Below are 12,663 nucleotides of genomic sequence, written 5' to 3' on the forward strand. Positions count from 1 at the left end.
TCCCCCGTAAACGGGGGAGGACATCACCCTCAGGCACAAGCTCCCGGATAACCCTTTCGGGCTTCCGGGAGTTCAGGAGACCATATTCACTGAACCCCTATTGGATCATGGCCTCCGCCGGTGGCAGGGCGGAGCGGGAGACGGCCTGTCCATTAATGGTCAGCGATCCGGCCTCGGCAGAGACCTTCACCTCGTCGCCATCATTGATGGCACCTTCCAGGATCAGGCGGGCGAGCGGGTCCTGCAGCTCCTTCTGGATCACGCGTTTCAGGGGCCGCGCGCCATAGGCGGGATCATAGCCCTTCTCGGCCAGCCACTGCTTTGCCTGCTCATCGAGAGAGATCGTCATGCGGCGGTCTTTGAGGAGCGCTTCAAGGCGTTTGAGCTGGATGTCCACGATCGCGCCCATGTGCTGCGGCTCAAGGCGCTGGAACAATATGGTCTCGTCGATCCGGTTGATGAATTCGGGCCGGAAGCTCGCCCGCACCGCCTCCATCACCATCGGACGCGCGGCCTCCACCGAGCCGGAGAGAAGATATTCCGAACCGAGATTGGAGGTCATGATGATGAGCGTATTGCGGAAATCGACCGTGCGGCCCTGACCATCGGTCAGGCGGCCATCATCGAGCACCTGCAGGAGCACGTTGAACACGTCCGGGTGGGCCTTTTCCACCTCGTCAAAGAGGATGACCTGATAGGGCCTGCGCCGGACAGCCTCTGTCAGCGCCCCGCCCTCGTCATAGCCGACATAGCCTGGCGGCGCGCCGATCATGCGCGCGACCGAGTGCTTCTCCATGTATTCGCTCATGTCGAGGCGGGTGATCGCCGTCTCGTCATCGAAGAGGAACTCGGCGAGCGCTTTGGTCAGCTCGGTCTTGCCAACGCCGGTGGGGCCTAGGAAGAGGAAGCTGCCGATGGGGCGGCTGGGGTCTTTCAGGCCCGCGCGTGCACGGCGTACGGCGTCGGAGACTGCGGCCACCGCCTCGTCCTGACCGACCACGCGGGCATGCAGCCCCTCCTCCATTTTCAGGAGCTTGGCCCGCTCGCCCTCGAGCATTTTGTCGACCGGCACGCCGGTCCAGCGCGAGACGATGCCGGCAATCTGCTCCTCATCGACCACTTCCTGTACCAGAGCGCCCTTGCCATTGGCCTCGCCTGCCTTTTCAGCCTCGCCAAGCTGGCGCTCAAGGTTGGGGATGCGGCCATATTTGATCTCAGAGGCACGCCCCAGATCACCGCGCCGCTCCGCATTGGCGAGCTCCGCGCGAAGCTGGTCGAGCTGTTCTTTCAGCTGGGTGGAAGAGGCGAGCTTGTCCTTCTCCGCGCGCCAGGCCGCCGTCATCTCCGCAGAGCGCTGCTCAAGGTCTGAGAGCTCCTTGGTGAGCGCTTCAAGGCGCGCCTTGGAGGCCGCATCAGACTCTTTTTTCAGCGCCTCGCCTTCTATCTTCAGCTGGATGATGCGCCGGTCGAGCTCGTCGAGCTCTTCGGGCTTTGAATCCACCTGCATGCGCAGGCGTGCCGAGGCTTCGTCCATCAGATCGATGGCCTTGTCGGGCAGGAAGCGGTCAGTGATGTAGCGGTTGGAGAGGGTGGCAGCCGCCACGATGGCCCCATCGGCGATACGCACGCCGTGATGGACCTCATACTTCTCTTTCAGGCCGCGCAGGATGGAGATGGTGTCCTCCACGCTCGGCTCGTCGATGAAGACGGGCTGGAAGCGGCGGGCGAGCGCGGCGTCCTTCTCCACATGCTTGCGGTATTCATCGAGCGTGGTTGCGCCGACGCAATGCAGCTCCCCGCGCGCAAGAGCGGGTTTGAGGAGGTTGGACGCATCCATCGCGCCATCGGTCTTGCCGGCACCGACAAGCGTGTGCATCTCGTCGATGAAGAGGATAATTTTCCCATCCGCGCTGGTCACTTCGGAGAGCACGGCTTTGAGGCGCTCTTCAAACTCGCCGCGATACTTCGCGCCCGCGATCAGCGCGCCCATATCGAGCGCGAGCAGGCGCTTGTCTTTCAAGGATTCCGGCACATCGCCATTGACGATGCGCAGGGCCAGCCCTTCAGCGATGGCCGTCTTGCCGACGCCCGGTTCGCCGATAAGGACTGGGTTATTCTTGGTGCGCCGGGAGAGCACCTGAATGGTGCGCCGGATTTCCTCATCGCGGCCAATCACCGGATCAAGCTTGCCCTTGCGGGCGACTTCGGTGAGGTCGCGCGCGTATTTCTTCAGCGCCTCATAGCTGTCTTCAGACGAGGCGCTGTCGGCGGTGCGGCCCTGACGCAGCGCATTGATCGCGGTGTTGAGGCTCTGCGGGGTCACGCCCGCCTGCTTCAATATGTCGTAGGGCGCGGTGCCGGGCGTGATCGCAAAGGCCAGCAGCAGGCGCTCGGCCGTCACATACTGGTCACCGGCCTTCTTTGCGGCCTCTTCGGCAGCCGACAGGATTTCGGCCGTCTTGGGCGCGAGATAAAGCTGGCCGGACCCGCCCTCCACCTTGGGCAAGGCATCCACGGCGCGTCTGGCCAGATCAGCGGCGAGGTCTGCACGCCCGCCCGCGGCGTTGATGAGATTGGGGGCGAGGCCCTCTTCCTCCTCCATCAGCGCGCGGAACACGTGCTCGGGGGAGAATTGCTGGTTCTTCGCCTTCATGGCGAGGCCCTGTGCGGTCTGGATCACAGTGCGCGCACGGTCGGTATAGGTGTCGAAATTCATGCCTTCAGGTCTCCTGAAAAAGGGCAGCGAGACTAGGGTCCAGACTCAATCAGGTTTCGGGCGTGACGCGTAGCGGATTTGGTTTCTGACAAGGAGAGACGGCTGCGGTGGAGTATTTCTCCACAAAGGTGTTTCGACGCCGTCAGGGATGAAATCCGCCGCGCCTCGAAGAGGTATGGCGAAAATTGCCCACTCTTGCGTCGCAGTCCCTCGAAAGGGGAGCACCCTTTCATCGGGCCTGCTCCTGATATTAACCCATTTTCGCCGATATCACGCACCAAACCCTGATTGAGTCTGGACCCTTGGGTTGGAGATAGACCGCCCTCTTGGAGGCACGGTCCGCCAACCCTGATGACATGCATGTAGGTGTGGCAACGAGACCACACAAGCAGGAGGGAAATAAATTTGGTGGCCACCATCATTCGTCACCCCCGCGCAGGCGGGGGTCCAGAGATGAAGCGCGAAGTCCGTGCAAGCGGCTCTGGGTTCCCGCCTACGCGGGAACGACGAAGAGAGACCCATTCTGGCGTTTTCCCGACGCAAGCCGGGATCCAGAACACGGCTGGGCACCGGCTTCAAGCCGGTGAAACGCATTAGGGGCTGGAGAAGATGGGTCCCCGCTCGGGGGCGGGGACCCCGGGTGTGTGGACTTTTCCATAGTTCTGCCGGTTTTACCGATGACCCCTCCACCGGGGTCCCCCGCCCCGACGGGGGACCCAGAGATCATGGAGCTACGCTGGGCACCGGCTTCAAGCCGGTGAAACGCGAAGGCATGAAACCCGGACGGGCCAGCATAAAACCCTAAGCCGCTGCGTCGGCATCGCCGCCGGAGGCGGATTTGAGGGCCGCTTCGGCCTCGGCATCGGCGCGGGTGCGGCGCGGACGGCGTGTACGGGCCGGGCGGGGCGCATCGTCACCCGGCTGCTCACTGCCTTGCGATGCGGGCGGGCTGTCACCGCCAGCGGTACCGGGATCTACCATGCGCAGCGGATCGGACCCGGCATTGTCAGCGCCCGCATCCTGGCGGTTTTCACCGCCGGGGCGGCGGCTGGGACGGCGGCCACGCGGCTGGCGCTCGCCATTGCCCTGATTGTCGCTGCGCTCAGCATTGTCGCCATCGCCGCCATTGCGCGATTGCTGATGGGTGTTGCGGCTATCGCCGTCATCCCCGTCATCGCTGTCATCATCGCTATTATTGTCGCGCTCTTCGCGGCGCGGCTGGGTCAGTTGCACGATGCGGAAATAGTGCTCGGCGTGCTGATAATAATTCTCCGCCATCACGCGGTCACCGGAGGAGGAGGCATCGCGCGCCAGCTGGAGGTATTTTTCATAGATGTGGGCAGCATTGCCCCGGATTTTTACATCCGGCCCATTGCTCTCGAAATTGCGATTGCCCTGATTATGACTGGGCTTACGCCCGCGGCCGCGTTGACGCTTCATATCGTATTCTGGTCCTCATGCTGTGACCTTGCCGGCGAAATATCTGTCTGTTTCGGTCTGACCCTGCGGGCGGATGCGCCAAATCGCGTTGCGCCAAGTCACGAAGCACCGTGCCGGTGGTGCTGCGAGTCTCTGCAAGATGAGAGCCGGTATTACAGCAGGGTGCGCTTGCCACTTTTCAGTTGTAACTGCCCCGTTCCGGCGCGCAACAACCGCTGTATCCCGGCGAGTCTAAACTCATCTGCCAGCCATTTCCAAGTTTTTTTCAGTTGCGCAGGGCCAGCACCCGGTCGCGCCCGGCCAGATCGGTGAGGATCGTGGCATCCTCAAAACCCGCCGCGCTTGCCAGCGCCCGCGCAGCCGCGCCCTGATCGTGACCGATCTCGAAGAAGGCATGACCGCCGGGGCTGAGCAGGCGGCGCGTTTCGGCCAGCAGGTGCGGGTAGGGCTCCAGCCCGCCCTGCCCGCCATCAAGCGCCAGACGCGGCTCGAAATCACGCACTTCAGGGTCCAGCGTGTCGATGACTTCCGGCGCGATATAGGGCGGGTTGGAGACGACAAGATCAAACGGGCCGTCCACGCCGTCCGCCCAGTCGGTCTCCAGAAAGACGATGCGGCCTGACAGCTGATTGCGCGCCGCATTGGCTTTTGCGATCTCCAGCGCGGCAGCAGAGATGTCGGTAGCGATGGCTGTCGCGTTTGGCAGCTCGCACAAGAGCGCCAGCGCAATCGCGCCGGAGCCGGTGGCGATATCGAGGATGCGCAAGGGCGCGGCGCGGTCCGGGATTTGCTCCAGCGCGGCGCGCACCAGCGTTTCGGTATCGCTGCGCGGGGTCAGCACATCGCGGGTGACGATGAGGTCCAGCGTCCAGAATCCCACCGAGCCGATGATGTGGGAGAGCGGCTCGCGGGCCGCGCGGCGGGATATCAATGCCTCGAAGCGGGCGGTTTCCTCATCGCTTAAAGGCACGCTCCCCCGCGCAATCATACCGGCCGCATCCAGCCCCAGCGCATGGCGCAGCAGCGCGCGCGCCTCCTCGCGCGCATCCTCAATGCCGGCGGCGGCGAGGCGCTGTGTGGCGGTTTTGAGGGGGGTGGGGGTCATGGCCGGTTTCTCTTTTTCGTTTTCCCGGCGCAAGCCGGGATCCAGAAATAAGACTGGGCACCGGCTTACGCCGGTGAAACGCGATTGGTCAGGCCCTGTCCTCCCCCGTTTACGGCGGGGTGAGACGCAAAGCGACGAACGGCAGCGCAGCTGACGGAGGGGGGACACTTTCCTTTTGCAAATCCCCCCCTCGGCCCTTCGGGCCACTCCCCCCGCAGGCGGGGGGAGACACCGGAAACACCGTGAGAGAGAAAAACCCCTACCCCTCATCCATGGCGGCGAGGCGGGCGGCCTGATCCTCGGCCAGAAGCGCGTCGATCACCTCACCCAGCGCCTCGCCGGAGACGATCTCGGGCAGCTTGTAGAGTGTCAGATTGATGCGGTGATCGGTGACGCGCCCTTGCGGGTAGTTATAGGTGCGGATGCGTTCAGACCGGTCGCCGGAGCCGACCTGGCCCTTGCGCTCTGCGGCGCGGGCGGCGTCCTTCTCGCTGCGCTCTTTCTCGTAAAGCTTGGTTTTCAGCACCTGCATGGCGATGGCGCGGTTCTGGTGCTGGGATTTTTCCTGGCTGATGACGACAATGCCGGTGGGAAGGTGCGTCATGCGCACGGCCGAGTCCGTCTTGTTGACGTGCTGACCGCCCGCACCCGAAGCGCGCATGGTGTCGATGCGGATATCATCATCGCGGATGACGATATCAACATCTTCCGGCTCTGGCAGCACAGCCACCGTGGCGGCACTGGTATGGATGCGCCCGCCAGCCTCGGTCGCCGGCACGCGCTGGACGCGGTGGACACCGGATTCAAATTTCAGCTTGCCGAACACGCCCTTGCCGTTGAGCGAGGCGATGATTTCCTTGTAGCCGCCGACCTCGCTCTCGCTCGCCGACAGCACCTCCACCTTCCAGCCCTGCTTGGAGGCGTGGCGCTGGTACATGGCGAAGAGATCACCGGCAAACAGCGCCGCCTCGTCCCCGCCCGTACCGGCGCGGATTTCGAGGATCACATTGGCCTCGTCATCCTTGTCTTTCGGCAGGAGAAGAAGCTGCAATTCACGCTCCAGCGCCGGGATGCGCTCTTTCAGCTCCGCGCGCTCTTCCTGGGCGAGCTCGGCCATGTCCCTGTCGCCGCCCTCTGCGATGATGGCTTCGGCCTCGGCAAGCCCGGCGCGCGCGGCTTTCAGCTCACGCGCCTTTTCGGTCACCTCTTTAAGCTCGGAGTGCTCGCGCGACAGCTTGACGATTTCCTCGCCATCACTGGCCGCGCCGAGGCGCGCCTCGATCTGGTCGAAGCGGTCGAGAATCTGTTCAAGTTTCTGGTCGGGCAAGCGCATGGGACTGGCGATACACCCTACATGCGCGCGCGTTCAAGCGAAGGTATCATGCCGGGATGGTCATAATCGCCCATGCGGGCGAGCAGATCGGCCACATCGCTACCTGAAAACAGCATGTCACGATGGCGGGCTTGTACAAAACCATCGGCCTGCATCCGGTCGAGAAACGCCAGAAGCCCGTCATAATAGCCGTTCACATTGATAAGCCCGACCGGCTTTGTGTGACGGCCCAGCGCGCTCCAGGTCCAGATCTCGAACAATTCCTCCATCGTGCCAATACCGCCGGGCAGCGCGATGAAGGCATCGGACTCTTCTGCCATCACGTGCTTGCGCTCATGCATGGAAGTGACAACGCGCATGTCAGACACGCGCGGATGGGCGATCTCGCGGTGATGGAGAAAATCCGGGATCACGCCGGTGACAGCCCCGCCCGCCTCAACGGCAGCATCGGCCAGCACACCCATCAGGCCCACCTGCCCGCCGCCATAGACCAGGCGCAGGCCCTCGCTGGCCAGATGGAGCCCCACTGCACGCGCCGTGGCGGCATAGGCCGGATCACCGCCGGGGCTCGCCCCGCAATATACACAAACCGATTTCATGGGGAGGTGTGTAGCGGCAGGGGAGGATTCGGGGAAGGGGTTGCGAGTTCGTCTTTACTGCGTTTCCCCGACGCAAGTCGGGGTCCAGCGGAAGCTTCTACCTAGGCACCGGCTTTCGCCGGTGAAACGCAAAGAGGGGAGTGAAACGCGAAGAGGGCGGTGGAATACGAGAAAGGCTGGGTCCCGACTTTCGTCGGGAAAACGCTGTGGCGGGTTTTCACGCTAACCGTGCGCGCCTAAGCTAAAATCATGCGTGAAGAGCCGTTCCAGCCTTGCGTGTATATCCTCGCCAGCCAGCGCAATGGCACGCTCTATTGCGGTTCCACCTCTACGCCGATCAAGCGCATCTGGGACCATAAAGAGGGTGCCGGCTCTGTCTTCACCCGCAAGTATGGCGTGACACTGCTGGTCTGGTACGAGTTCCATGATCTCATGGCTGCCGCCATCAAGCGTGAGCTGCAAATCAAGGAATGGAAGCGGCGCTGGAAGCTGGAACTGATTGAGGCCGCCAATCCTGAATGGCGCGATCTCTATCAGGACTGGTTCTAATTCCCTATTTGCGTTTCCCTATTACGCGTTTCACCGGCGAAAGCCGGTGCCCAGTCTTTTTTTTCTGGATCCCGACTTTCGTCGGGAAAACGCCGGAATGATGGAAACGCGGGGGCAAAAACTACCCCTGCCTCTCCACCAGCAATTCCTTGATATGGCCGATGGCTTTGGCGGGATTGAGCCCCTTCGGGCACACATTGGTGCAGTTCATAATCGTGTGGCAGCGATAGAGCTTGAACGGGTCTTCAAGGTCATCGAGGCGTTCGCCGGTGGCTTCATCGCGGCTGTCGGCGATCCAGCGATAGGCCTGCAGGAGCGCGGCCGGCCCCAGATACTTGTCCGAATTCCACCAGTAGGACGGGCAGGCCGTCGAGCACGAGGCGCATAAGATGCACTCGTAAAGCCCGTCCAGCTTTTCGCGGTCTTCAATCGACTGGCGCCATTCGCCCTGCGGAGTCGGCGTCACGGTCTGCAGATAGGGTTTGATGCTGGTCAGCTGGGCGTAGAAATTGGTGAGATCCGGCACCAGATCCTTGATGACCGGCTGGTGGGGCAGAGGCGAGATGGTGACGCTGCCCTTGTAGTCATCGATGGCGGCGGTGCAGGCGATAGTGTTGCGCCCGCCAATATTCATCGAGCACGAGCCGCAAATCCCCTCGCGGCAGGAGCGGCGGAAGGCGAGCGTGGAATCGATCTCGTTCTTGATGAAGAACAGCGCGTCCAGCACCATCGGGCCACACTTGTCCATGTCCACCTGATAGGTGTCCCAGCGCGGGTTCTCGCCCGTATCGGGGTCATAGCGGTAGACCTTGAAGGCACGGGTATTGGTCGCGCCCTCCGGCTTCGGCCAGGCCTTGCCTTTTTTGACTTGCGAGTTTTTCGGCAGCGTCAGCTGGACCATGTCAGTCGTGTCCTGTTTGCAGTCGGAACGTTCAAAAGTCAGGCGTTGGCCAGATCGAGACGGCGGTCGATCCGGTCCAGACGGCCCTCGAAGCCGTCGATACGGTGTTCCAGACGCATGAAGTCACGACGCAGACCGGCAGTCTGATCCTCAAGCGAAGAGAGACGCTCGACAACATTGCCGAGGCGCTCTTCCACCTTGGCCATGCGCTGGTCAATCCGGCGCAGGTATTCAAGGACAAGATTTTCCGGTTCGCTGCTCATGCGTTCAGTCTACCACATTTTTCCCTAATACACCCTCGCCTTGGGCTCGATATAGGCGATGTCGTTGGAGAGCGTGTATTCATGCACCGGACGGTCGCCAAGCGTGACCTTGCCGGTCTTTTCCTCATACCAGGCAAGCGTGTGCTTCATCCATTGCTTGTCATCGCGGTCGGGGAAGTCCTCTCGCGCATGCGCGCCGCGGCTCTCGGTGCGCGCCGCTGCCGAGTTCACGGTGACGGCGGCCTGGGCGATGAGATTGTCAAACTCGAGGGCTTCAACGAGATCGGTATTCCAGACCATGGAGCGGTCTTTGATCGCAATATCGCCCGCGCCTGAGACAACCTTGGCGATGCGCTCCACGCCCTCATCCAGCACGTCCTGCGTGCGGAAGACCGCGCAGTTTTCCTGCATGGCGCGCTGCATGTCGAGGCGCAGCTTCGCGGTCGGCGTGCCGCCATTGGCGTTGCGGAAGCGGTCAAGGCGCGCGAGCGTCGCATCGCCTGCATCCTTGGGCAGTTCGGCCTGCGTCGCCCCGCTCTGCGTGGTCTCCGCGCAGCGCAATCCGGCCGCCCGGCCAAACACGACGAGATCGATCAGCGAGTTCGAACCCAGCCGGTTCGCGCCGTGGACCGACACGCACGCCGCCTCGCCCACCGCCATCAGGCCGGGCACGACATGGTCGGGATCGCCGCCCACCTTGGTGAGGACTTCGCCGTGATAATTGGTCGGGATGCCGCCCATATTATAGTGGACGGTCGGCAGGACCGGGATCGGCTCGCGCGTCACGTCCACGCCGGCGAAGATTTTCGCGCTTTCGGAAATGCCCGGCAGGCGCTCGTGCAGCACTTTGGGATCAAGGTGATCGAGGTGCAGGAAGATATGGTCCTTGTTGGGACCGACGCCGCGCCCTTCGCGTATCTCGATCGTCATGGAGCGTGAGACGACATCGCGGCTGGCGAGATCCTTGGCCGAGGGTGCATAGCGCTCCATGAAGCGCTCGCCTTCGGAATTGGTCAGATACCCGCCCTCGCCGCGCGCGCCTTCAGTGATGAGGCAGCCTGCGCCATAAATCCCGGTCGGGTGGAACTGGACAAACTCCATATCCTGCAGCGGCAGGCCCGCCCGCAAGACCATGGCATTGCCATCGCCGGTGCAGGTGTGGGCGCTGGTGGCAGAAAAGTAAGCGCGGCCATAGCCGCCGGTTGCCAGAATGACTTTCTGCGCGCGGAAGCGGTGCAGCGTCCCGTCATCGAGCTTCCAGGCGGTGACCCCCCGGCAGGCGCCGTCCGCATCCATGATGAGGTCGAGCGCGAAATACTCGATGAAGAACTCGGTCGAGTGACGCAGCGACTGGCCATAGAGCGTGTGCAATATGGCGTGGCCGGTACGGTCTGCCGCCGCGCAGGTGCGCTGGACCGGGCCTTCGCCATAGTTGCGCGTCATGCCACCAAAGGCGCGCTGGTAGATCTTGCCTTCTTGCGTCCGCGAGAACGGCACGCCCCAGTGCTCCAGCTCATACACGGCCGCCGGGGCCTCCCGGCAGAGATATTCAATCGCGTCCTGATCGCCCAGCCAGTCGGACCCCTTGACGGTGTCATACATGTGCCAGCGCCAGTCATCCTCGCCCATATTGCCAAGGCTGGCCGAGATACCGCCCTGGGCTGCCACGGTGTGGGAGCGCGTGGGGAAGACCTTGGTGATGCAGGCCGTCTTCAAACCGGCTTGCGCCGCGCCGAGCGCTGCACGCAGGCCCGAACCGCCCGCGCCCACCACGACAACATCAAATGAGTGGTCGATCCATTTATAGTCAGACATCAGCGTCGAACTCCTAGCGCGCGAGCGCGAGTACGGAATAGAGGACAGCGATCCACAGGCCCGCCGCCACGAAGGTGTTGAGGATCAGCAGGATCGCCTTGGTCGCCGGACGGTAGATATAGTCCTCAATGACGACCTGAAGACCCAGGCGCATGTGGTAGAGCGCCGCAGTCATGGCCAGAAGCGTAAGGATCGCGCCAAGCGGCGAGCCGACCCAGGCGGCGGCCTCGGCGTAGCCTGCCCCGGCATTCTTCGCGAGCTTCACGAGAAACAGCGGCATCAGCACAACAAGCGCGATGGCGCTGACGCGCTGGGCGATGAAATGGCCGGTGCCGGATTTGGCCGAGCCCAGGCCGCGGACACGCGCCAGAGGGGTACGAAAATCACCCATTACACCAGCCCTCCCACAATCCAGATGGCGGCGGTGATGATGACCGCGCCGGCAATGATGAGGATGGAGCGCAGGTTCGAGCCCTTGGCGTCAAAGCCCAGCCCCGCATCCCAGGCGAGGTGTCGCAAGCCATTGAGCAGATGGAAGACCACCGAGAAGGTGAAGCCGATAAAGGCGAGCGTGATGAGGACGCCCAGCGGCCCAGCGTTCAGATCTTCCCAGATCGCGTAGGTTTCCGGCCCTGCGGCCAGAAGCACCAGCCAGAGCGAGACCAGCACCGCGCCGATATAGTTCGCGACGCCGGTCGCGCGGTGCAGGATGGAGGAGGCCATGGTGGCGTGCCAGCGCCATATCTGGACATGAGGGGAGAGGGGCTGGTCAGGTCTGGTTGCCATGGGCGCTGCTTTCCGCCTTCGGTTAAGCCGTGTCAGGTGTCTTGCACGCGAAGGAACGGTGCTTTCCTTGACAGCGCCTTAACCGGGCAATCCCGGTATCAGTCATGCCCTGTCAGACCGCCCCTTGCCTGTTCGCGGCCAGACAATAATCCGGCAAGGCGCAAGGTCAATGCGGGCGGGTGCTACGGGGGTGGGCGATTGACCGCGCCCGCCCCGCTTGCCACCGTAAGTGCCGGCAAGGGCGGGAGGCCAAGTAGATGAATGATCTGGTGCGCAGCGCGCTGGTAACGGGGGCATCAACCGGCATTGGCCGGGCCTGCGTGGAGAAATTCGTGGCCGAAGGCTGGCAGGTCTTTGCCAGCGTGCGCAAGGGTGAAGATGGCGAACGCCTGAAAGCCGAGATCGGCGAGGCGGTCGTTCCGCTGATCTTTGACGTTACTGACGGCCCGGCCATTGCCCACGCGGCAGACCAGATGCGCGAAGCGCTGATGGGCGCGACGCTGGGCGCGCTTGTGAACAATGCCGGTATCGCCGTTGCCGGGCCGCTATTGCATCTGCCCATCGAGGAGATGGAAAAGCAGATGGATGTGAACGTGACCGGCCAGCTGCGCGTGGTGCAGGCGTTTGGCCCGCTGCTGGGCGCGGACCGCAGCCTCTCCGGCGCGCCGGGGCGGATCGTGAATATCTCGTCCGTGGCGGGTTTCAGCGCCGCGCCCTTCGTGGTCCCCTATGCGTGCTCGAAATTCGCGCTGGAGGCGTTCACCCAGGGGCTGCGCCGCGAACTGACGCCTTATGGCATTGATGTCGTCGCCATCAATCCGGGACCCATCGCCACCCCGATCTGGGACAAGGCGGAAAGCGTCGATCCCGAACAATACGCCCATACAGACTACATCAAGCCCATACGCCGGCTGGTCAATTACATGCTGGAGCGCGGGCGGGGCGGCCTGCCTCCATCAGCGGTGGCCGATGCGGTCTGGGCGGCGGTAACATCGCCAAAACCGAAATTGAATACCATCGTCACGCCCGAACCGTTCACGCAGTGGTTACTGGGCATCATGCCGCGCCGGATGGCAGACAGGCTGATCACCAAGCGTCTCGGCCTGACGCCGGACGCGCTGGAGCCATGAGGGCAGCCATGCCCTCCAACACACGA

12 protein-coding genes are annotated in these 12,663 nt (G+C 63.0%); 2 read left to right on the forward strand and 10 right to left on the reverse strand.

Annotated elements, in window-relative coordinates; translation table 11 throughout:
- Positions 1-97 precede the first annotated feature (97 nt).
- The 5 genes from clpB to AB6B38_RS08770 all read right to left on the reverse strand — a co-directional run bounded on the left by clpB (position 98) and on the right by AB6B38_RS08770 (position 7,193).
- On the reverse strand, positions 98-2,716 hold the full coding sequence (gene clpB, locus AB6B38_RS08750; RefSeq protein ID WP_371392472.1) for an ATP-dependent chaperone ClpB: 2,619 nt from the start codon (positions 2,714-2,716) through the stop codon (positions 98-100).
- A gap of 801 nt (positions 2,717-3,517) precedes the next feature.
- Positions 3,518-4,156 (reverse strand): DUF4167 domain-containing protein, encoded by a 639-nt coding sequence (locus AB6B38_RS08755; RefSeq protein ID WP_371392474.1) that lies wholly within the window; start codon positions 4,154-4,156, stop codon positions 3,518-3,520.
- A 265-nt stretch (positions 4,157-4,421) separates the two neighbouring features.
- A complete protein-coding gene (prmC, locus tag AB6B38_RS08760; RefSeq protein WP_371392475.1) occupies positions 4,422-5,261 on the reverse strand; it encodes a peptide chain release factor N(5)-glutamine methyltransferase in 840 nt (279 codons plus the stop codon).
- A gap of 259 nt (positions 5,262-5,520) precedes the next feature.
- Positions 5,521-6,594: a peptide chain release factor 1 gene (prfA, locus tag AB6B38_RS08765; RefSeq protein ID WP_371392476.1), complete on the reverse strand. Its 1,074-nt coding sequence runs from the start codon at positions 6,592-6,594 to the stop codon at positions 5,521-5,523.
- Positions 6,595-6,611: 17 nt separating this feature from the next.
- Positions 6,612-7,193, reverse strand: coding sequence for a TIGR00730 family Rossman fold protein (locus tag AB6B38_RS08770; RefSeq protein ID WP_371392477.1), 582 nt, complete (start codon positions 7,191-7,193; stop codon positions 6,612-6,614).
- A gap of 249 nt (positions 7,194-7,442) precedes the next feature.
- Here AB6B38_RS08770 and AB6B38_RS08775 point away from each other — a divergent pair, with 249 nt between their 5' ends.
- The gene (locus tag AB6B38_RS08775) at positions 7,443-7,742 is read left to right on the forward strand and encodes a GIY-YIG nuclease family protein (RefSeq protein WP_371392478.1); all 300 of its coding nucleotides are present in this window, start codon (positions 7,443-7,445) and stop codon (positions 7,740-7,742) included.
- A gap of 121 nt (positions 7,743-7,863) precedes the next feature.
- Here the strand turns inward: AB6B38_RS08775 and AB6B38_RS08780 are convergent, their stop codons facing one another.
- The 5 genes from AB6B38_RS08780 to sdhC are packed head-to-tail and all read right to left on the reverse strand — an operon-like array spanning position 7,864 to position 11,507.
- Complete coding sequence (locus tag AB6B38_RS08780; protein ID WP_127568328.1) at positions 7,864-8,643, reverse strand: succinate dehydrogenase iron-sulfur subunit; 780 nt, start codon at positions 8,641-8,643, stop codon at positions 7,864-7,866.
- A 38-nt stretch (positions 8,644-8,681) separates the two neighbouring features.
- Positions 8,682-8,906, reverse strand: a complete 225-nt coding sequence (locus AB6B38_RS08785) for a hypothetical protein (RefSeq protein WP_371392480.1) — start codon at positions 8,904-8,906, stop codon at positions 8,682-8,684.
- Positions 8,907-8,930: 24 nt separating this feature from the next.
- Positions 8,931-10,721, reverse strand: a complete 1,791-nt coding sequence (sdhA, locus tag AB6B38_RS08790; protein WP_371392482.1) for a succinate dehydrogenase flavoprotein subunit — start codon at positions 10,719-10,721, stop codon at positions 8,931-8,933.
- A gap of 13 nt (positions 10,722-10,734) precedes the next feature.
- Positions 10,735-11,112, reverse strand: a complete 378-nt coding sequence (gene sdhD, locus AB6B38_RS08795; protein WP_371392483.1) for a succinate dehydrogenase, hydrophobic membrane anchor protein — start codon at positions 11,110-11,112, stop codon at positions 10,735-10,737.
- The gene (sdhC, locus tag AB6B38_RS08800) at positions 11,112-11,507 is read right to left on the reverse strand and encodes a succinate dehydrogenase, cytochrome b556 subunit (RefSeq protein WP_371392484.1); all 396 of its coding nucleotides are present in this window, start codon (positions 11,505-11,507) and stop codon (positions 11,112-11,114) included. The genes sdhD and sdhC overlap by 1 nt, the downstream gene beginning before the upstream one ends.
- A gap of 257 nt (positions 11,508-11,764) precedes the next feature.
- On the opposite strand from sdhC, the gene AB6B38_RS08805 reads away from it, so the two are divergent.
- A complete protein-coding gene (locus tag AB6B38_RS08805; protein WP_371392485.1) occupies positions 11,765-12,637 on the forward strand; it encodes an SDR family oxidoreductase in 873 nt (290 codons plus the stop codon).
- The last annotated feature ends 26 nt before the right edge of the window (positions 12,638-12,663 follow it).

Origin of the sequence: Glycocaulis abyssi, assembly GCF_041429775.1 — a bacterium.
Classification (GTDB): domain Bacteria; phylum Pseudomonadota; class Alphaproteobacteria; order Caulobacterales; family Maricaulaceae; genus Glycocaulis; species Glycocaulis abyssi.